This window comes from Rhizobium sp. NZLR1, assembly GCF_017357385.1.
In the GTDB taxonomy this organism is placed as follows: Bacteria; Pseudomonadota; Alphaproteobacteria; order Rhizobiales; family Rhizobiaceae; genus Rhizobium.
Genome location: NZ_CP071632.1, coordinates 3,031,770 through 3,050,369, shown reverse-complemented (window position 1 = coordinate 3,050,369; position 18,600 = coordinate 3,031,770). Strand labels below are relative to the sequence as shown.

Below are 18,600 nucleotides of genomic sequence, written 5' to 3'. Positions count from 1 at the left end.
TTGAATTGCGCGCGTCCGGTCGAGACTATAATCACGCGGGGGCTAAGGGGCGGCGGTACATATCCGCCTGGATCGAGGATCATGCCAATGAAGTCATTTCGCATCGCCATCTGGGTCGGCGTCCTGATACTTGCCGGGGTTCTCGGCGGGTTAACGCTGTACCCCATGAAATCGAAGGATGTGGCGGTGGAGGCGCCCTTCGGCGTGCCCTTTACACTGGTTTCGCAAAGCGGACAGCCGATCACTGAGCAGGCGCTGCGCGGCAAGCCGACGGCGCTGTTCTTCGGCTTCACCCATTGCCCCGAAGTTTGCCCGACGACGCTTTTCGAGCTCAACGGCTGGATGGAGAAGGTTGACCCGAAGGGCGACAAGCTACAGGCCTATTTCGTGACCGTCGATCCGGAGCGTGACACGCCCGAGATCATGAACGGGTACGTTTCCAACGTCTCCAAGCGCATTACCGGCATATCAGGCGCGCCTGACAAGATTGCCGAAGTCATCAAGGGTTTCCGCGTCTACGCCAAGAAGGTGCCGATCGACGAAAAGGATCCGAACGGCGACTATACGATGGATCACACCGCCTCGGTCTTCCTGCTCGATTCGGCCGGGCGGTTTGCCGGAACGATCGCCTATGGCGAAAACCCGGACACGGCGGTAAAGAAGCTGGAGAATCTCGTCAGCAAGGGGTGATGGTTTCAGCGTGATGGGGCGTTGGCTCGACCGGTGGCGGGCAACGGAAACGGGAAAGACCGCCTATCGTGAGTGAAATCCGCCTTTACGTGACGACGACCGAAAGCAGGGCCGAAGAGATCCTGGACCTTCTGAGCGCGGTCTTCGGCGAAGAAGACTTTGCCATCGGCACCACCGAGATCGATGAAAAGAAGGACATCTGGGAAGCCTCGATCTATTTGATGACCGAGGACGAGGCTGAAGTGCACTCCCGCGTCGAGGACGCATTGAAGGCTTCTTTCCCCGATGCCCGGTTGGAGCGGGAAGTCATCCCTGACGTCGACTGGGTGGTAAAGTCGCTAGAGGGGCTGAAGCCCGTCAGGGCAGGGCGCTTTCTGGTGCACGGCTCGCATGACCGCGACAAGATCCGCCCGGGCGACATCGCCATCGAGATCGATGCCGGCCAGGCCTTCGGTACTGGCCATCATGGCACGACGGCTGGTTGCCTCGAGGTGATCGATGCCGTGGTGCGTTCGCGCTCGGTCCGCAACGCGCTCGATCTCGGCACCGGCAGCGGCGTGCTGGCGATCGCGGTGCGCAAGCTCAGGAACATACCGGTGCTCGCGACCGACATCGATCCGATCGCGACGCGGGTGGCGGCCGAGAATGTACGCCGCAACAGCATCGCGTCTGGCATTGTTACCAGGACCGCGCCCGGTTTTCATTCGACGGCGTTTTCCGAGCATGGTCCTTTCGATCTCATCATCGCCAACATTCTCGCCCGGCCGCTGATCCGTATGGCGCCGAAGCTTGCGACACATCTGGCACCCGGCGGATCGGTCATTCTCTCCGGCATTCTAGCCACTCAGCGATGGAAGGTTATCGCCGCCTATAGCGGTGCAAGGCTTCGTCATGTCAGGACGATTTGGCGGAATGGCTGGGTGACGATCCACTTCGATCGGCCGTGATTTTTGGCAATTGCAAGGTGAAGGGCTTGCCCTGGAACGGTGTCTTGCGTGAGGCGTCACGTCTCCTCTCCACCCTCACCAAGTCAGTCCATGCGGATAGGAGCAAGCACCTCGCCTCCCCCATTCCTGTGCTCGTCACAGGAATTCAGCCACCGCGCGTCTGCGCGGTGAATGACCTCATATCTTGAAAAGAGTCTTTCGCGCCCAAGGACTTGGGCGCACTGGATTCCTGTGATGGGCACAGGAATGAGGGAGGTCGGGGCTGGCGCCGCAGTCTATCGAAACCGCCGGGCACTTTCCCAAACCAACAAAAAAGGCGGTGCCGATGGCACCGCCTTGGACCGGTCTATCCGGCCAATGCCCGCGAGCTCAAGGGGAGGAGCGCTCGAGCGGGCTCTACTGCATTCCAATAGGCCGGTCCGGGAGGGAGGAGACGGACAGGCTTTCAGGCTTAGAACGCGTAGCTGGGAGCGCCGTTGTGGCGCGTGGCGCGCTGGCCGGCGCCGAGCAGCTTGAGGCTGTCGTCGTTCTGTGGCCGGCGGGCGCCGATGACGTGACGCACGGTCTGGCGTTCGCCAGCCTGCAACGGGCTGCTATATGCGAAGCGCGAGAGAGAGGCGGTCATTTCAAAAATTCCTTTGTTTCAGGTTCATCGCGAACCGTTCGATGGCGTCTATATAGCTATTCTGAAATGCGGAGGCAGAGGGTTTCGCTCATGGGAGCCATGCGGCAAATGCATAAAGCGTGCCAAATTAACTTTTCGCGTCACAGTTCTGTCAAAATGTTGGGCGGCACGACGGGTTTTGACTCGTTTCGTCGCTTTTTCTCCCCATCGATTGAAATTTCGCTAACATGGCCGGCATCCCATTCACCGGATTCGTCTCAATCATTCGGGTTTTCAGCATGTTCCAGTCCTTCGACGTCACCTCCACGCCGCAGTTCGGCAGGGATCGGGTATCGGCGCTGCGCGCTACTTTCGATTCGCTCGGTATCGACGGCTTCCTGGTGCCGCGTGCCGATGAGTTCAACGGCGAATATGTTCCCGCCGGTTCGGAGCGCCTCGCATGGCTGACGGGCTTCACCGGCTCGGCCGGCATTGCGCTCATCCTACGCACGCAGGCGATCGTTTTCGTCGACGGGCGTTATGTGACGCAACTTGCCGAACAGGTCGACGGGTCGGTCTTCTCGGGCGGCGATCTCGTCAACGAGCCGCCGCATCTCTGGCTGGCTGCAAACGGCGCCAAGGGCTTGCGGCTCGGAATCGATCCCTGGCTGCATGCGGGCGCCGAGGTGCGCCGTCTGGAAAGAGCGCTTTCAGAGGTCGGCGGCACGCTGGTCTTCCTGCCGCACAATCCGCTGGACAGGCTCTGGAGCGACCGGCCGGCCGAGCCGTTCGGCGCGGTCAGCATCCAGAATGTGGCGCAGGCCGGCTTGCTGGCGAGCGACAAGATTGTCACGATCGCCGCCGACCTTGCGAAGAAGAAGCTCGCGGCGGTGCTGATCGCCGATCCGTCCTCGGTCGCCTGGACCTTCAACATTCGCGGCGCCGACGTGCCGCACACGCCGCATCCTTTGGCCCGCGCCATCGTCCATTCCGATGGGCGGGCCGAACTCTTCCTCGACAAGCGCAAGACCGGCATCGAGCCCGAAGCCTATCTGGCACAGATCTGCGCGCAGATGCCACCCTCGGCGCTGGAGGAGAGACTCACTGTCGTTTCCACGGATGGCGGCCGCGTGCTGATCGACCCGGATATCGCCTCCTATGCGCTGGCGGAGATCATCCGCAAGGCAGGCGGCGAAGTGGTGGAGGGCGCCGATCCCGCCAAGCTGCCGCGCGCGGTGAAGAACGACGTCGAGATCAACGGCTCGGCCGCCGCGCATCTGCAGGATGGGGCAGCGATGGTGGAATTCCTCTATTGGCTGTCGCAGACGAAACCCGGGACGGTGAGCGAGATCGCTGCCGCCGAGCATCTCGAAGCGTCGCGTGCCCGCGTCGGGCAGAGCATGCAGAACCCGCTAAAGGACATTTCCTTCGACACGATTTCGGGTGCCGGCGAACATGCGGCGATCATGCATTACCGCGTGACGACCGAGACCAACCGGATGATCGAGGCCGGCGAACTCTTTCTGATCGATTCCGGCGCGCAATATATCAATGGCACGACCGATATCACCCGTACCGTCGGCATCGGCACTGTCTCGGAAGAGCATCGCCGCTTCTTCACGCTGGTGCTGAAGGGAATGATCCAGATCAGCACGGCGCGTTTCCCAAAGGGCACGCGCGGCTGCGACCTCGATCCGCTCGCCCGCATCGCGCTGTGGCGGGCAGGCGCCGATTTCGCCCATGGCACGGGCCATGGCGTTGGCTCCTATCTCTCGGTGCATGAGGGGCCGCAGCGCATCTCCAGGCTTTCGACGCAGGAACTGCTGCCCGGCATGATCCTGTCGAACGAGCCGGGCTATTACCGGCCTGGCAGCTTCGGCATCCGCATCGAAAACCTGATCTATGTGCGCGCGGCCGAGGAGATCGACGGCGGCGATGCGGCGATGCTCGGCTTCGAGACGCTGACCTTCTGCCCGATCGACCGCAGCCTCGTCATTGCCGAGCTTCTGACCCATGACGAGTTACACTGGTTCAACGACTATCACCGCCGCACATGCGAGGTGCTGATGCCGCTCGTCCACGATCACGATGTCAGGGCTTGGCTCGAAAATGCGACGCTGCCGCTAGAACAGGATGATTTTAGGCCGGGTCGGCCTAAAATCTGAATCCTGTTCTGCATTATAGAGTTGCAGCATGATGTCATGAGAAAACCGCTCAGACTTTTCGGCATCATGCTCTAGAATATTGAGATGCCGGCCTTCGGGCCGGTGCTCAGACGCCGATCGTGTGGCGCCACGCCATCACGACGATCCAGGCGGCGACCAGCATCCAGCTATGCGAGACGCGCAGGCCGACGAAGAGGGCGACGACCAGCGCCAGCTTCGAATCCCAGCCTCCGATGAAGAAGGCGGGGGCGACCAGCGTCGTCAGCACGGCGGCCGGCACGGCATTCAGCGCCGCCTCCATGCGCGGCGGGATGTGCTTCATCCTGGTGATGAGGATATAACCGCCGATGCGTGTGGCGTAGGTGGCGACCGCGGCTGCCAAGATGACGAGCGCCATGTGAAGGTCGAATTCCATGGCTCAGACCTCGTGAATTTCGGATTGAAGGGCGTCGGCCTCGAGATCACCCGGTTGCGGCAGCGGTAATAGAGCGGCAAGCACGATGCCGGCGGCGGCGCCGAGGCTGACATGCCAGGGCGAACCGACATAGCGATAGGCAAGCACCGACGCGACCGCGCTGACGAGTGCCACGGGCAGGAAATTGTCGCGTTTGCGGAAACCGAGGACGATGCCGAGGAAATAGGCCGGCAGCAGGATATCGAGGCCGATCGCTTTGGGATCACCGATGAAGCCGCCGAGCAGGCCGCCGCCGACGCTGATCAGCACCCAGGGGATGTAGATGATGATGCCGAAGCCGAGATACCAGGCGAAGGTCACCGGCAGGCCGGCCTCGCCGCGTTTCACCGCTTCGGCAAACTGCGGATCGACGAGCAGGAAGAAGGTGAAGAACTTTTGGACCGGCGTGAAATCGCCGATATAGCGCGCCATCGCCGCCGAATAGAGCACGTGGCGAAAATTGACGGCAAGGATCGACAGCACGATCAGCCAAGCATGGACATTATGCCCGAAAAGTTCGATGCCGACCATCTGGCTGGCGCCGGCATAGACGGTGCCGCTCATAAGGGCGATCTCGGGAAGCGACATGCCATTTTCGACCGCAAGCGCTCCGAACAGGGCGGCAAAGGGCGCCGACGCCAGCGCAACGGCGAAGCCGCCCCGCAAACCTTCAACAAAGTCGGCGCGAGTCATGCGATCTCATCCTGTTGGAATCCAAGGTTTCCCTTATGGTCTATGGTCTGCGTCGGCAATTGAATTTCATTGATTGACCAATCGATTTCGCTGAACCATCAAAGTCCTGATCGCATCCGGCAAAGAGGAAACCATGAAGAAAATCGAATTTTCGAAAGAGGCGAAGACGACGATCGTTTCCAGCATCCGCCGCTATTTCGAAACGGAACTCGACCAATCGATCGGTGTTCTGCCGGCAGAGTTCCTGCTCGACTTCTTCGCCGATGAGATCGGCGCTCATTATTACAATCAGGGCCTGCGCGACGCGCATGCGGCGCTTCTCAAGAAGATGGAGGACCTGGCGGAAGATATCTATCTGCTGGAGCGAGATGAGAAGAGCAAGGGCACGATCCCGTAAACGGCGCGCGGCGACGCGGCCCAAGATTTCAGAACGAAGAGGCGTTCAGCCCTCGCGCTTCATCCGCTCCCGGCGGGCGATTTCGGCTTCGGAGGGCTGCGCCAGCTCGAACGTTCCCGTCTTGATTGCGCCTCCACGCGCGTAGACGCTCATGATGACGCCGGTCGTCGAAACCGTGTTGGCGGTGAGCTTCAGCGCCTCCGGCTTGGCACCCTTGCCGAACAGGCGCTTGCCTGTGCCGAGGATCAGCGGGAAGGTCAGGAGCCGGAACTCGTCGATCAGGTCGTGCGTCAGCAAGGTTTGCAGCAGGCCACTGCTGCCCTGTGTCAGGAGGTCGGGGCCGTCCTGCTGCTTCAACCGGGCGATTTCGGCGGCGGCATCGCCGCGCAGCGCAACGGAATTTTCCCAGGTCAGCGGCTTTTGCGAGGTGGTCGCGACATATTTGGTCACGGCGTTGAAGACCTTGCCAATCGGATCGTCTTTCCCGACGAAGGGCCAGTGCGCGGCGAAGATCTCGTAAGTCTTGCGGCCGAGCAGCAGTTCGAAGGGATCGGTAAAGATCCCGCCCATGAACTGGCTCATCGGCTCGTCCCAATAATTGACGGTCCAGCCGCCTAGGGTGAAGCCGCTGGTCGGATCCTCCCGCGGCCCGCCAGGCGCCTGCATGACGCCATCCAAACTCACAAAGGCTGCGGCAACAACTTTTCTCATCACGCCGCTCTCGTCATCGGTGTATCTCCAGCAAGGACGATGCGGCAGGTGCCGATCCGACATACGATGCGGTCTTTTTTCGAGGCATCGAGCTACCTAACCAGCACCTCGGCGCTGTCGATGATGGCGATACCATGCGTCCGCATCTCGTCGATGGCGGCGGCGACGCCTTCGGGGGTGATGCCGCGGCTGGCGTCCTCGATGAAGCGGACGCGGACACCCGGCATCATCTCCAACGCGTCGAGCGCGGAGAATTTGACGCAGTAATCGGTCGCCAGCCCGCAGACGTCGAGGTCGGTGACACCCTGGTCCTCAAGGAAATCGGAAAGGCCGGTCGAGGCATCGCGGTCATTGTCGCGGAAGGCCGAATAGCTGTCGATGTCGGGATCCTCGCCCTTCTGCTGGATCAGGTCGATCTCTTCGGATTTGAGCGCGGGATGCAGTTCAGCATCGAGCGTCCCCTGGATGCAGTGGTCGGGCCACATCATCTGCGGCTTACCCGACAGTTCCCCCATCTCGAACGCCGCGGCGTCCGGATGGGCGGAGGCGAAACTGCCGTGGCCCGGCGGGTGCCAATCCTGCGAGGCAACGATCAGATCGTATTTGCCGCTGTCGATCAGGCGGTTTGCGACGGCAACCACCTTGTCGCCATCCGGTACCGGCAGGTTGCCGCCCGGACAGAAGCCATTCTGAATGTCGACGAGCAGCAGCGCTTTTATCAAGGCCAATCCCTTCGCTTGTTCCAGTATCAGACGCCAAGCACATTGAACGCATCAACTAGTGGATTTCCAGACGCCGACGCGCAAGCGTTAATTCTCGTACTAGCGGTAGCAACCGGCTGTAAAAGAATGCTCTAATACAATCAGTGAGAGAATTGCCGGCGACTCTCGTGTCGAAACGGAAGGGGAGACGTAAGACGCTTTTGCATCTGGCGGATCGAGGCTCCCCCGGCGGAGCCCCATGCCGAACTACGCCGCGGTCACGTCGTCGGCGGGATCACTTGCTGCGGCGGAAGCGCCGTAGGTATTGCGGTGGGCCTGGAGAGCCGTCTGCATGTCGCTCAACACTTTGGTGAGGAGCGGATCGCTATCGCCTGACGCATTGATTTTACTTGGATCGGCGGCGAGGAATTCGGACTCGGTCAACTTGCCGTCGCCATTGGTATCCATTGCGGCGAGGACGCCCTTGGAATCGTCGCTCTGATCGCCGCCGTCGCCCTGATTGTCGCTGTCGTCGGTTTTCTGCAAGGACAGCATCAGAGACAGGATGTCGGCGGTGATCTTCTTGGCGATATCAGTGCTGCTGTCGTCGCTATCGCCGTCAGTCGCGGTCGTGCCTGATGTCGAGGACTGTGATGCGGCGGCGAGCTCGTCTGGTGAAATGACGCCGTCGCCATTCTTGTCGAGACTGGAAAGCGGAGACTGGTACTGGGTTAATGTGCTGCCGAGAGATGAAACACTGGTCACTTGAACCTCCTTTAAAAAGTTCGTCGTGAGGCCCGCCTTTCATGGACGGGCAGCTTCCGAGCTAAGCTGATTTGCAGAAAGCGTCAAAGCGACGTTTTGACACGTTAACTTTTCGGTTACCAAATATATCCTATTGGAATTGTTGTATTTTTATCGACAGATGGATTCTGTCGAATTGGGTTCTGCGTCGGCGATCACATGAGACCGCGCTGGCGGTGCTCGCGGAAAGGGCCTTGAGCGCTGCGCCGGCTCTCCGCCGCGACGGCATTTCGTCCGCCCTTCCGGACGCGCGATGCGAGGGCGATCTTGCTCCCGGGCGCGATTTCTGCCTTTCTTGCTCAGACGCAAGCCGGAAGCGAAACCATGTCCGAGCCAGAGCCGAACGAGAAGATCGATGCGACGTTCCGAAACGGATCGCTGACGGCGACCGGGATCATCCTCGGTTTCTCCCTTAATTTCATCAGCGTCTGGGTTTCCAATCCCAATGACTGGAGCCGCATCGATATCCTGCCGATGCTGTTCCTGACCATCGGCATAGCCATTCAGGTGAAGGTCTTCGCCGACTTGCTGGCGCGCAATTCCCTCATCGCCGTCAAATATGATCGGTCGCGCCGGCTCTTTCTAATCGGATTGGGAGTCGTCGCCGCGGGGATCGGCATCGCCCTCGTCAATGATATCCTGGGTCTTGGAAGGATGCGGATGCTCGGGTGAGCGTTTTCCCGCCATGCTGACGCGACGTCAGACGCGCTCGACGAACCCGTCCAACACCCGCTTCTGTCCAGCTCGGTCGAACTCGATCGTCAGCTTGTTGCCTTCGATGCCGGTGATGTTGCCGTTGCCGAATTTCAGATGGAATACGCGGTCGCCGAGCGTGAACTTCGACGGTTCCGACGAGGTGGATTTTGCCACCAGTTCGCCTTCGATCGTGCGCCCCTTCGGGCCGCTTTCGCCATAGCCGATACGTTCGACGGCGTGGCCGGAGCGGGAGCCCCAATTGTCGCGCGTGGCGTCGGTCTTGTTGGCCTGGGCGCGTTTCCAGCCGGGGGTGGAATAGGAATTGGCGAAGGGTTCTGATTTGTCGAAGCGGGACTGGCCGTAGCCGCCGCGGCCATACCCACCATAGCTCTGCTCCATTTCGGCGACCTCGACATGGGTTTCCGGCAGTTCGTCGAGGAAACGCGAGGGCAGGGTTGACTGCCAGAGGCCGTGGATGCGCCGGTTGGAGACGAACCAGATATGGCAGCGGTGTTTGGCGCGGGTGATGCCGACATAGGCAAGGCGGCGTTCCTCCTCCAGGCCGGCGCGACCGCTTTCATCCAGCGCGCGCTGATGCGGGAAGAGGCCTTCCTCCCAGCCGGGGAGGAAGACGGTGTCGAATTCCAGCCCCTTGGCCGAGTGCAGCGTCATGATCGAGACGGCATCGAGATTCTCGTTGGTCTCGGCGTCCATGACCAGCGATACGTGCTCGAGGAAGCCGCGCATCGACTCGAAGCTATCCATCGAGCGGATGAGCTCCTTCAAGTTCTCGAGGCGGCCGGGGGCTTCGGCACTCTTGTCGTTCTTCCACATGTCGGTATAGCCGGACTCTTCGAGGATCTGCTCGGCAAGTTCGGTATGCGGTGTGTTTTCAAGCAGTTCCTGCCACCGGCGGAAAGATTGAATCACATCGAAGAGTGCCTTTCGCGCCTTCGGCTTCAGCTCATCCGTTTCGATGATGTCGGCGGCTGCCGCAAGCATCGGGATATCGCGGGCGCGGGCGTAGTCATGCAGCGCGCGCACCGTCGTATCGCCGAGGCCGCGCTTCGGCGTGTTGACGATGCGTTCAAAGGCCAGGTCGTCGGCGGGCTGGGCGACCATGCGGAAATAGGCCATCGCATCGCGGATCTCCAGGCGCTCGTAGAAGCGTGGGCCGCCGATGACGCGGTAATTGAGGCCGAGGGTGACGAAGCGGTCTTCGAATTCGCGCATCTGGAAAGAGGCGCGCACGAGAATCGCCATATCGTTCAGCAGATGCTTGCCGCGCTGAAGCTGCTCGATTTCCTCGCCGATGGCGCGGGCTTCCTCTTCCGAATCCCAGGAGGCGTGGACCTGCACCTTGACGTCGTTTGGATCGGAGCGGTCGGTAAACAGCGTCTTGCCAAGCCGCCCTTCATTATGGGCGATCAAATGGGCAGCAGCCCCGAGAATATGTTCGGTCGAGCGGTAGTTGCGCTCGAGCTTGATGACCTTGGCGCCGGGGAAATCCTTTTCGAAGCGCAGGATATTGTCGACCTCGGCGCCGCGCCAGCCATAGATCGACTGATCGTCGTCGCCGACGCAGCAGACATTCTGCTTCTCGCCCTTGGAGCGCTGGGCGAGAAGCCTCAACCACATATACTGGGCGGTGTTGGTGTCCTGGTACTCGTCGACGAGGATATAGCGGAAGCGGCCGTGATATTCCTTCAAGAGATCCGGGTTCTTGCGGAAAATCGCGATCGGATGCATCAGCAGGTCGCCGAAATCGCAGGCGTTCAGCGTCGTCAGGCGTGCCTGATAGGCAAAATAGAGATCGCGGCCACGGCCATTGGCAAAGGCGCGGGCATCGCCCTCAGGGATATCGGCAGGGCCTAGACCCTTGTTCTTCCAGGTGTCGATCATGCCGGCGAACTGCTTGGCCGGCCACCGCTTGTCGTCGAGGCCTTCGGCCTGGATCAGCTGCTTGATCAGACGGACGACGTCGTCGGTATCGAGAATGGTGAAATCGGAGCGCAGGCCGACGAGCTCGCCGTGGCGGCGCAGAAGCTTGACGCCGATCGAGTGGAAGGTGCCGAGCCAGGGCATTCCCTCGACGGCGCCGCCGACGAGCAATGCGATGCGCTCCTTCATCTCGCGGGCGGCCTTGTTGGTGAAGGTGACGGCGAGGATCTGCGACGGGAAGGCGCGGCCGGTATTGAGGATGTGGGCAATGCGGGTGGTCAACACGCGCGTCTTGCCGGTGCCGGCGCCTGCAAGCACGAGGACCGGGCCTTCCAGGGTTTCGACGGCTTCGGTCTGCTCGGGGTTCAGTCCGGTAAGATAATCCGGCCGGGCGCCGCCGTCGCGGGCCGCCATCGCGCGAGCGGCAATGCCGCCGCCGGGGGCGGGCGCTCTTGCTGCGGGCGCGGCAGGCGGCTGCGGCTTGCGCGCCATCTCGTCCGGCTCTTCGTCGAAGAAGGGAATATCGTCGAAACTATTGCTCATGGCGCGTAATGTAGTGATTCGGGAAGGAAAGACCAGAAAAGATGTTCTGCTTTCATTCCCGAGCCACCGCTAATCCAAGCGGGTTACTGCGGGCGGCAAGGCCGCCGGCCGGCGCGGCTGCGCTCGCCATGTCGGCTGGAATGGGGCGAAAATTTCTAATCGCAGTCTGTCGGAACCGGCGCCGGCCGGGCGTCCTTGGATCGGGCTTGGATCATCGGGCAGTAGTCTGGGGACATGCTCATCAACAACAAGGAGGCTGTTGCATGGCGAAGGTCGTTTCAAATCTTTGGTTCGCGGAGGAAGCCCGTGAAGCTGTCGAATTCTACGTGTCTGTTATTCCCGACTCCAGGATCGGCCGCACCACCATATTGCCGGCGGAGACGCCGAGCGGACCTCCCGGCAGCGTCGAGCTGATTGAGTTCACACTCGGCGATCAGGCCTTCCTGGCAATGAAGGCCGGCCCGCTCGATAGCTTCAACCATTCCTTCTCGATCGCGATTCTCCTGGAAGGCCAGGCCGAGATCGATCGGATATGGGAAGCATTCCTAGCCAATGGTGGCACGCCGGAAGCCTGCGGCTGGCTGAAGGACCGCTGGGGCCTGTCCTGGCAGATCGTGCCGCGCATGCTTGCCGAGATGATCGCTGACGACAACCGCGAGCGGGCCAGGCGCGTGACCGAGGTGATGCTCGGCATGGTCAAGATCGATGTCGCTGCGCTGGAGAAGGCATTCAACGGCTGAATTGCCGCGGCGGGGGACGGTCGCGACGATTGGCTCACGGCCCGGATGCGCCCGTTTCCATCATGTCAGGAGCGGGTCGGCACGTGCTGGCCAGCATCGACTCTGCGCAGATTTGGCTGCCAATCGCCGATTTTTCCAGAGTTCGAATCACGGGCGACATTGCACACCCTTTTCATCTTTCTGTCACGTCGCGAAATGTGCTGATACCGCAGGGGTGCTTTTTTCAACTATAATGAGAAACAGTTTCGTAGAGTAAAAATAACCGGTGCATGCACGTTTTTGTGCGTTGCAAGAAACAGCCGGTGAGCGTCGAATATACCTACGAAATTATTGATTCTTAGGAACGTCGTAGCCATCTCGATGGTTATACGACTTTGAGCCTGCGGCATAACCTTAATGGAGGGCCCATGCTGAACGAATCCGTATTCGATGCGTTTACGCGCAGTTACGAAGCACGCCGCGAAACCGATATGTCGGTGGCCGAGTATCTCGATCTCTGCAAAAAGGACCCGATTGCCTATGCCAATGCGACGGAGCGCCTGCTCTCCGCGATAGGCGAGGCGCAAATGGTCGATACCGCCAAGGATACGCGGCTTGGCCGGATCTTCATGAACAGGACCATCCGGATCTATCCGGCCTTTACCGGTTTCCACGGCATGGAAGAGACGATCGAGCGCATCGTTTCCTTCTTCCGGCACGCGGCACAGGGGCTCGAGGAGCGCAAGCAGATTCTCTATCTGCTCGGCCCGGTCGGCGGCGGCAAGTCTTCCTTAGCGGAGCGGCTGAAGCAATTGATGGAGGTTCATCCAATCTATGTGCTGAAGGCGGGCGACGAGATCAGCCCCGTTTTCGAAAGTCCGCTCAACCTCTTCGATCCGGAGACGATGGGGTCGCTGCTCCAGGAGCAATACGGTATCCCGCTGCGGCGCCTGAACGGGCTGATGAGCCCGTGGTGCCTGAAGCGGCTCGACGATTTCGGCGGCGATATTTCCCGCTTCCGTGTCGTCAGAGTTCAGCCTTCGCGGTTGCGCCAGATCGCCATCGCCAAGACCGAGCCCGGAGACGAGAACAATCAGGATATCTCGTCGCTGGTCGGCAAGGTCGACATCCGCAAGCTGGAGACCTACTCGCAGAACGATCCCGATGCCTACAGCTATTCCGGCGGGCTCAACCGCGCCAATCAGGGTATCCTTGAATTCGTCGAGATGTTCAAGGCGCCGATCAAGATGCTGCATCCGCTGCTGACGGCGACCCAGGAGGGGAACTATATCGGTTCCGAGAATATCGGCGCCATACCCTTCTCAGGCGTCGTCCTTGCGCATTCGAACGAAGCCGAATGGCAGACCTTCAAGGCCAACAAGAACAACGAGGCCTTCATCGACCGCATCTGCGTGATCAAGGTGCCCTATTGCCTCAGGGTGATGGAGGAGCAGAAGATCTACGAGAAGCTGATCGAGGGATCGGAGCTGGCGGATACGCCATGTGCCCCGGCAACGCTCGAAATGCTGGCCCGTTTTTCCGTGCTCTCACGCCTGCGCAAGCACGAGAACTCGACGTTCTTCTCGAAGATGCGCACCTATGACGGCGAGAGCCTGAAAGAAACCGACCCGCGCGCCCGCAGCGTTCAGGAATACCGGGATGCTGCCGGCATCGATGAGGGCATGGACGGCATATCGACCCGCTTCGCCTTCAAGGTGCTTGCCTCGACCTTCAATCACGACACCACGGATATCGGCGCCGATCCTGTCCATCTGATGTATGTGCTGGAACAGTCGATCCGTCGCGAGCAGTTTTCCGATGATGTCGAGAAGCGCTATCTGGAATTCATCAAGGCCGATCTTGCGCCACGTTATGCAGAGTTCATTGGCAATGAGATTCAGAAGGCCTATCTTGAATCCTATGCGGACTACGGACAGAACCTGTTTGACCGCTACGTCGATTATGCCGATGCCTGGATCGAAGACGTCGACTTCAAGGATCCCGATACTGGCCAGCTTCTCGACCGCGAGCTCCTCAATCAGGAATTGACGAAGATCGAAAAGCCGGCAGGCATTGCCAATCCGAAGGATTTCCGCAACGAAATCGTCAAGTTCTCGTTGAGGTCCCGGGCATCCAATGGCGGAAAAAATCCGTCATGGACAAGCTACGAGAAGATCCGGGAAGTGATCGAGAAGCGTATGTTCTCGCAGGTCGAGGATCTTTTGCCGGTCATTTCCTTTGGATCGAAGAAGGACTCGGAAACAGAAAAGAAGCATAGCGAATTCGTCTCGCGCATGGCCGCGCGGGGTTACACGGAGAGGCAGGTTCGGCGCCTCGTCGAATGGTACATGCGCGTCAAACAGGCAAGTTAATGCGGAGCCAATATGCACATTGTCGACCGTCGGCTAAATCCGCGCGGTAAAAGTCTCGAAAATCGGCAACGGTTTCTTCGGCGCATGAAAGGTGCCGTGCAGCAGGCGGTAAAGCGTTCTCTGCAAAACCGAAACATTCGCGATGTGCTCGACGGCGGTGAGATCAGCCTGCCGATCGACGGAATGGCCGAACCGAGCCTTCGGAGGGGCGACGGCGGCACCGCCGATCACATTCTGCCGGGAAACAGAGCCTTCGTAGAAGGCGACATCATTCCGCGGCCGCCGAGCGCGAGGGGCGGAAAACCAAAAGATGCGGGCGAAGGCGATGGGGAGGACGGTTTCCGCTTCGTGCTCACCCGGGAGGAATTCCTTGATGTATTTCTCGATGACCTGGAACTTCCAGACCTTGCCAAACGGCGTCTAGCCGAAACGGAAGAGGAGACTCCGGTGCGGGCCGGCTATTCCGTCTCCGGATCGCCGTCCAACATCGCCGTCGGCCGCACAACGAGACTTGCAATGATGCGCCGCGTCGCGCTTCACCGTCCGCGTCGCGAAGAGATCGAAGCCCTGCAGCGGCAGATCGAGGAGTGCGAGGACGACGAGAGCCGCCTGGCGTTTGAGTCAAAACTCAAATCCCTAACGGAAAAAAGCCGGCGCATTCCCTATATCGATCCGCTCGACGTACGATATCGCCGTTTCGAGAACGAGCCGAAGCCTGTGGCCAAAGCCGTGATGTTCTGCCTTATGGACGTCTCCGGCTCCATGTCGGAACACATGAAGGATCTTGCCAAGCGGTTTTACCTGCTGCTCTATCTTTTCCTGTCGAAGCGCTACAAGAAAGTGGAGATCGTCTTCATCCGCCATACCGACAAGGCCGAGGAAGTCGACGAGGAAACCTTCTTCTACGGTCCGGCGACCGGCGGCACGCTGGTATCCAGCGCGCTTGTTGCCATGCGTCGGATCATTGCTGCGCGTTTCGATCCGGCAGAGTGGAATATCTACGGCGCCCAGGCCTCGGACGGCGACAACGCCCATTCGGACGGAAATTTGAGCGGACAGCTGCTGCGCGAGATTTTGCCGCTATGCCAGTACTTCGCCTATATCGAGGTGGGCGAAGAAGGCGGCGACTCTTCCGTATCCCGTTCACCGCTTTGGATGCTCTATGACGGGATCCGTTCAGAGCTGCTGCCGCTTTCGATGCGCAAGGTCTGCCGGCGCGGCGAGATATTCCCTGTTTTCCACGATCTCTTCCAGAAGCGGGATGCACAGTCGAGGGTGACGCCATGACCATGACGATGAGGCCAAGGGAGCGGCTGTTGTTCGAGGGGGCGGACTGGGACTTTTCAACGCTCCAGCGTATCCACGACGCCTGCGAGGAGATCGCGCTCGGCGAACTCGGCCTCGATGTCTATCCGAACCAGATCGAAGTCATTACCTCTGAACAGATGCTCGATGCCTATTCCTCGACCGGCATGCCGCTCTTTTATCGCCATTGGTCCTTCGGCAAGCACTTCGCGCATCACGAAGCCTTCTACCGCCGCGGCATGCGCGACCTCGCCTACGAGATCGTCATCAACAGTTCTCCCTGCATTTCCTACCTGATGGAGGAGAACACGGCGACGATGCAGACGCTCGTCACCGCGCACGCGGCGTTTGGCCACAACCACTTCTTCAAGAACAACTATCTCTTCAAGCTCTGGACCGATGCGGAGGGCATCCTCGATTACCTCGACTTCGCCAAGGGTTATATCACCCGCTGCGAAGAACGTTATGGCGAGACGGCGGTCGAGCGGACGCTGGATGCGGCGCATGCGCTGATGTCGCACGGGGTGCATCGATATGCGGGCAAGACCACCATCGACCTTCGCCAGGAGGAGAAGCGGCAGCAGGAGCGTCGCGCCCACGAAGAGCAGATGTTCAACGATCTCTGGCGAACGGTGCCCGTCGGCAAGGCCAAGAAGGCGAGCGACGGCGGTTTGGAAAAGCGACGCGCCGCGCTTGGCCTTCCGCAGGACAACATCCTCTATTTTCTCGAGAAAACCGCGCCGCGGCTGCAGCCATGGCAGCGGGAAATCCTTCGCATCGTCCGGCATGTCGCACAATATTTCCATCCGCAGCGGCAGACCAAGGTGATGAACGAGGGAACCGCCACCTTCGTCCATTACAAGATCATGAGCCGGCTTCACGAGCGGGGGCAGATCAGCGACGGCAACTTCCTGGAATTCTTGAAGTCCCACTCCAACGTCGTGTTCCAGCCGAGCTACGACGACCGGCGGTTCTCGGGCTTCAACCCTTATGCGCTCGGTTTTGCGATGATGCAGGATATCGAGCGGATCGTCACGAAGCCGACGGAAGAAGACCGCGCATGGTTCCCCGATATATCAGGGCGAGGCGATGCGATGGCGGTGCTGCGCGACATCTGGGCCAATTACCGGGATGAGAGTTTCATCAGCCAATTCCTGAGCCCGAACCTGATCCGCCAGTTGCGGCTGTTCCACCTCTACGATGATCCGGAACAGACCGAAGGGGTTCTGGTTTCGGCGATCCACAATGAGCGCGGATACTTGCGCATCCGCCGCCAGCTCTCCCGCGAATACGATATCGGCTGGACCGACCCGGCAATCGATATCGTCGATGTCGACCTCGCCGGTGACCGCCGCCTGTTGCTGCAACATATCATGATGAATGGCAGCTATCTTCAGGAAGCCGATACCAGGCTCGTCCTGCAACATCTTGCCGATCTCTGGGGCTACGACGTGTTGCTTCAGGAAATCGATGGCTCGAATACCGTGGCCAGAGAACATTCAGCAAGCCCGCGCAAGATCGTGCAATAATCCGCCGGTATGCTGAAGGGCGATCATGAGCAATTATCGGTGGCGACAGACATAAAGCCTTAGTAGGTTACCGGCGTTGCAATCGCCCACTTGATCCCCTGTCGGCCAGTTTCAGCCTTTGCAGCGATCTTTCCGGGGACGGATAGCGCGGAGACGAGAGACCATGAGTGAAACGCGGCGCAAGCTGACGACGATCTTCTGTGCTGACGTGCAGGACTATACCCGGCTGATGGGAGCTGACGAGGAGGGGACGCTTGCGGCGCTGAAGCGCTGCCGGGAAGCGATGGGGCATCTGATCGAAAGCCATGGCGGCCGTGTCATCAATACCTGGGGCGATGGGCTGATCGCCGATTTCCCAAGCGTCGTCGAGGCGGTGCGCGCGGCTGTCGATACCCAGAACGAACTTGCCGGCTTCAACGCCCGCCGCCCGACGGACGGGCGCATGCTGTTTCGCATCGGCATCAATCTCGGCGATGTGATCGTCGAAAACGACGACATCTACGGCGACGGCGTCAATATTGCCGCGCGGCTGCAGGCCTCGGCCTCGGCCGGCGGCATCGTCATATCCAGTACCGTCTACGATCAGGTTCGCAACAAGGTCGCGGTCGGTTTTGAGTTCCTCGGGCCGCTGATGGTGAAGAACGTCGATGAAGGCGTGCCGAGCTATGCGGTGAAGATCGGCAATGCCAAGGACGAGACGCCGCCTCGCCAACGATCCGGCCCCGCGCGGCCGCAGCCGGCGGCTGAGATCGCCGAGGCAAGACCGGCACCTGGCAGGCGCAGGCTGTTCGGTGTGCTCGGCGTCATCGCCGCTGTCTTGATCGGCATCAATCTTTTATCGTGGCAGGGCGTTTTCTGGGCGTGCTTTCCAGTGCTTGCGCTCGCCGTCGTCGCGGCGCTCGCCTGGAACCGCGACCAGACGCGGTTCAACCGCAGGATCGCCTCGCTGGCGATCGTGGCGCTCGGTATTGCCGGCATCAACCTTTTCACCTGGACGGGGCAGTTCTGGGCGGTGTGGCCAATACTGGGGATTACGGCTGTGATGGGCCTGCGGTGGTCGATGCGTCGCTAAGGCGTGTCGCGCAAAAGTGTGCAGCGGTTTTGCGCTAACGACATGCGTAAATACAAAGCGCTAAAGCGCGAGGCGCGAATCTGAAAGATCGCGGGGCGCTTCAGAAATCCAACCACATCGGCAGCGATTCTGGACGGCATCTCGCCCGACAATCGGCGGTGTTAAAGGCATGGCAGGGGTTTGTTCAAGCAAAAGTGAGCGGCCGGGTTATTTCCATTCTTTGCTGATATTACAAATCGGTAATGCCGGCTGCTTAT

Annotated in this window: 17 protein-coding genes; 10 read left to right on the top strand and 7 right to left on the bottom strand. The window is 60.1% G+C overall.

The window, feature by feature from the left end:
- The first annotated feature begins 87 nt into the window (after positions 1-87).
- Together J3O30_RS15195 and J3O30_RS15190 are read left to right on the top strand one after the other, a co-directional pair.
- Positions 88-690, top strand: a complete 603-nt coding sequence (locus J3O30_RS15195; protein WP_207581112.1) for an SCO family protein — start codon at positions 88-90, stop codon at positions 688-690.
- Positions 691-758: 68 nt separating this feature from the next.
- Positions 759-1,637: a 50S ribosomal protein L11 methyltransferase gene (locus J3O30_RS15190; protein WP_207581111.1), complete on the top strand. Its 879-nt coding sequence runs from the start codon at positions 759-761 to the stop codon at positions 1,635-1,637.
- 451 nt (positions 1,638-2,088) lie between these two features.
- Here J3O30_RS15190 and J3O30_RS15185 read toward each other — a convergent pair whose 3' ends face one another.
- The gene (locus J3O30_RS15185; protein ID WP_207581110.1) at positions 2,089-2,262 is read right to left on the bottom strand and encodes a hypothetical protein; all 174 of its coding nucleotides are present in this window, start codon (positions 2,260-2,262) and stop codon (positions 2,089-2,091) included.
- Positions 2,263-2,540: 278 nt separating this feature from the next.
- Between J3O30_RS15185 and J3O30_RS15180 the strand changes: the two genes are divergently transcribed.
- Positions 2,541-4,406, top strand: coding sequence for an aminopeptidase P family protein (locus tag J3O30_RS15180; RefSeq protein ID WP_207581109.1), 1,866 nt, complete (start codon positions 2,541-2,543; stop codon positions 4,404-4,406).
- A 106-nt stretch (positions 4,407-4,512) separates the two neighbouring features.
- Here the strand turns inward: J3O30_RS15180 and J3O30_RS15175 are convergent, their stop codons facing one another.
- Both J3O30_RS15175 and J3O30_RS15170 read right to left on the bottom strand, forming a co-directional pair.
- Positions 4,513-4,821, bottom strand: a complete 309-nt coding sequence (locus J3O30_RS15175; protein WP_207581108.1) for an AzlD family protein — start codon at positions 4,819-4,821, stop codon at positions 4,513-4,515.
- Positions 4,822-4,824: 3 nt separating this feature from the next.
- Complete coding sequence (locus tag J3O30_RS15170; protein ID WP_207581107.1) at positions 4,825-5,553, bottom strand: AzlC family ABC transporter permease; 729 nt, start codon at positions 5,551-5,553, stop codon at positions 4,825-4,827.
- 133 nt (positions 5,554-5,686) lie between these two features.
- Between J3O30_RS15170 and J3O30_RS15165 the strand changes: the two genes are divergently transcribed.
- Entirely contained in the window at positions 5,687-5,950 is a 264-nt protein-coding gene (locus J3O30_RS15165) for a DUF2164 domain-containing protein (protein WP_207581106.1), read from the top strand.
- Between the two features lie 45 nt (positions 5,951-5,995).
- Here the strand turns inward: J3O30_RS15165 and J3O30_RS15160 are convergent, their stop codons facing one another.
- The 3 genes from J3O30_RS15160 to J3O30_RS15150 form a co-directional block, all read right to left on the bottom strand.
- Positions 5,996-6,661, bottom strand: coding sequence for a dihydrofolate reductase family protein (locus J3O30_RS15160; RefSeq protein ID WP_207581105.1), 666 nt, complete (start codon positions 6,659-6,661; stop codon positions 5,996-5,998).
- A gap of 92 nt (positions 6,662-6,753) precedes the next feature.
- Positions 6,754-7,389 (bottom strand): bifunctional nicotinamidase/pyrazinamidase, encoded by a 636-nt coding sequence (pncA, locus tag J3O30_RS15155; protein WP_207581104.1) that lies wholly within the window; start codon positions 7,387-7,389, stop codon positions 6,754-6,756.
- Between the two features lie 240 nt (positions 7,390-7,629).
- On the bottom strand, positions 7,630-8,127 hold the full coding sequence (locus J3O30_RS15150) for an EF-hand domain-containing protein (RefSeq protein WP_207581103.1): 498 nt from the start codon (positions 8,125-8,127) through the stop codon (positions 7,630-7,632).
- A gap of 363 nt (positions 8,128-8,490) precedes the next feature.
- On the opposite strand from J3O30_RS15150, the gene J3O30_RS15145 reads away from it, so the two are divergent.
- A complete protein-coding gene (locus J3O30_RS15145; RefSeq protein ID WP_207581102.1) occupies positions 8,491-8,838 on the top strand; it encodes a hypothetical protein in 348 nt (115 codons plus the stop codon).
- Between the two features lie 27 nt (positions 8,839-8,865).
- Here J3O30_RS15145 and J3O30_RS15140 read toward each other — a convergent pair whose 3' ends face one another.
- Positions 8,866-11,346, bottom strand: coding sequence for a UvrD-helicase domain-containing protein (locus tag J3O30_RS15140; protein ID WP_207581101.1), 2,481 nt, complete (start codon positions 11,344-11,346; stop codon positions 8,866-8,868).
- 263 nt (positions 11,347-11,609) lie between these two features.
- On the opposite strand from J3O30_RS15140, the gene J3O30_RS15135 reads away from it, so the two are divergent.
- From J3O30_RS15135 to J3O30_RS15115, 5 genes are all read left to right on the top strand, one after another.
- The gene (locus tag J3O30_RS15135) at positions 11,610-12,086 is read left to right on the top strand and encodes a VOC family protein (RefSeq protein WP_207581100.1); all 477 of its coding nucleotides are present in this window, start codon (positions 11,610-11,612) and stop codon (positions 12,084-12,086) included.
- 407 nt (positions 12,087-12,493) lie between these two features.
- A complete protein-coding gene (locus tag J3O30_RS15130) occupies positions 12,494-14,437 on the top strand; it encodes a PrkA family serine protein kinase (RefSeq protein ID WP_207581099.1) in 1,944 nt (647 codons plus the stop codon).
- 12 nt (positions 14,438-14,449) lie between these two features.
- On the top strand, positions 14,450-15,724 hold the full coding sequence (locus J3O30_RS15125; protein ID WP_207581098.1) for a YeaH/YhbH family protein: 1,275 nt from the start codon (positions 14,450-14,452) through the stop codon (positions 15,722-15,724).
- On the top strand, positions 15,721-17,271 hold the full coding sequence (locus J3O30_RS15120) for a SpoVR family protein (RefSeq protein WP_207581097.1): 1,551 nt from the start codon (positions 15,721-15,723) through the stop codon (positions 17,269-17,271). Before J3O30_RS15125 ends, J3O30_RS15120 begins: the two co-directional genes overlap by 4 nt.
- Positions 17,272-17,434: 163 nt before the next feature.
- The gene (locus J3O30_RS15115; protein ID WP_207581096.1) at positions 17,435-18,343 is read left to right on the top strand and encodes an adenylate/guanylate cyclase domain-containing protein; all 909 of its coding nucleotides are present in this window, start codon (positions 17,435-17,437) and stop codon (positions 18,341-18,343) included.
- The last annotated feature ends 257 nt before the right edge of the window (positions 18,344-18,600 follow it).

Excerpts from the sequence above, each read along its gene's own strand:
- J3O30_RS15135 (WP_207581100.1), top strand. The coding sequence starts at position 11,610 with ATGGCGAAGGTCGTTTCAAATCTTTGGTTCGCGGAGGAAGCCCGTGAA.
- J3O30_RS15115 (WP_207581096.1), top strand. The coding sequence starts at position 17,435 with ATGAGTGAAACGCGGCGCAAGCTGACGACGATCTTCTGTGCTGACGTG.
- J3O30_RS15120 (WP_207581097.1), top strand. The coding sequence starts at position 15,721 with ATGACCATGACGATGAGGCCAAGGGAGCGGCTGTTGTTCGAGGGGGCG.
- J3O30_RS15175 (WP_207581108.1), bottom strand. The coding sequence starts at position 4,821 with ATGGAATTCGACCTTCACATGGCGCTCGTCATCTTGGCAGCCGCGGTC.
- J3O30_RS15160 (WP_207581105.1), bottom strand. The coding sequence starts at position 6,661 with ATGAGAAAAGTTGTTGCCGCAGCCTTTGTGAGTTTGGATGGCGTCATG.
- J3O30_RS15140 (WP_207581101.1), bottom strand. The coding sequence starts at position 11,346 with ATGAGCAATAGTTTCGACGATATTCCCTTCTTCGACGAAGAGCCGGAC.
- J3O30_RS15165 (WP_207581106.1), top strand. The coding sequence starts at position 5,687 with ATGAAGAAAATCGAATTTTCGAAAGAGGCGAAGACGACGATCGTTTCC.
- J3O30_RS15145 (WP_207581102.1), top strand. The coding sequence starts at position 8,491 with ATGTCCGAGCCAGAGCCGAACGAGAAGATCGATGCGACGTTCCGAAAC.
- J3O30_RS15170 (WP_207581107.1), bottom strand. The coding sequence starts at position 5,553 with ATGACTCGCGCCGACTTTGTTGAAGGTTTGCGGGGCGGCTTCGCCGTT.
- J3O30_RS15195 (WP_207581112.1), top strand. The coding sequence starts at position 88 with ATGAAGTCATTTCGCATCGCCATCTGGGTCGGCGTCCTGATACTTGCC.
- J3O30_RS15125 (WP_207581098.1), top strand. The coding sequence starts at position 14,450 with ATGCACATTGTCGACCGTCGGCTAAATCCGCGCGGTAAAAGTCTCGAA.
- J3O30_RS15185 (WP_207581110.1), bottom strand. The coding sequence starts at position 2,262 with ATGACCGCCTCTCTCTCGCGCTTCGCATATAGCAGCCCGTTGCAGGCT.
- J3O30_RS15180 (WP_207581109.1), top strand. The coding sequence starts at position 2,541 with ATGTTCCAGTCCTTCGACGTCACCTCCACGCCGCAGTTCGGCAGGGAT.
- J3O30_RS15130 (WP_207581099.1), top strand. The coding sequence starts at position 12,494 with ATGCTGAACGAATCCGTATTCGATGCGTTTACGCGCAGTTACGAAGCA.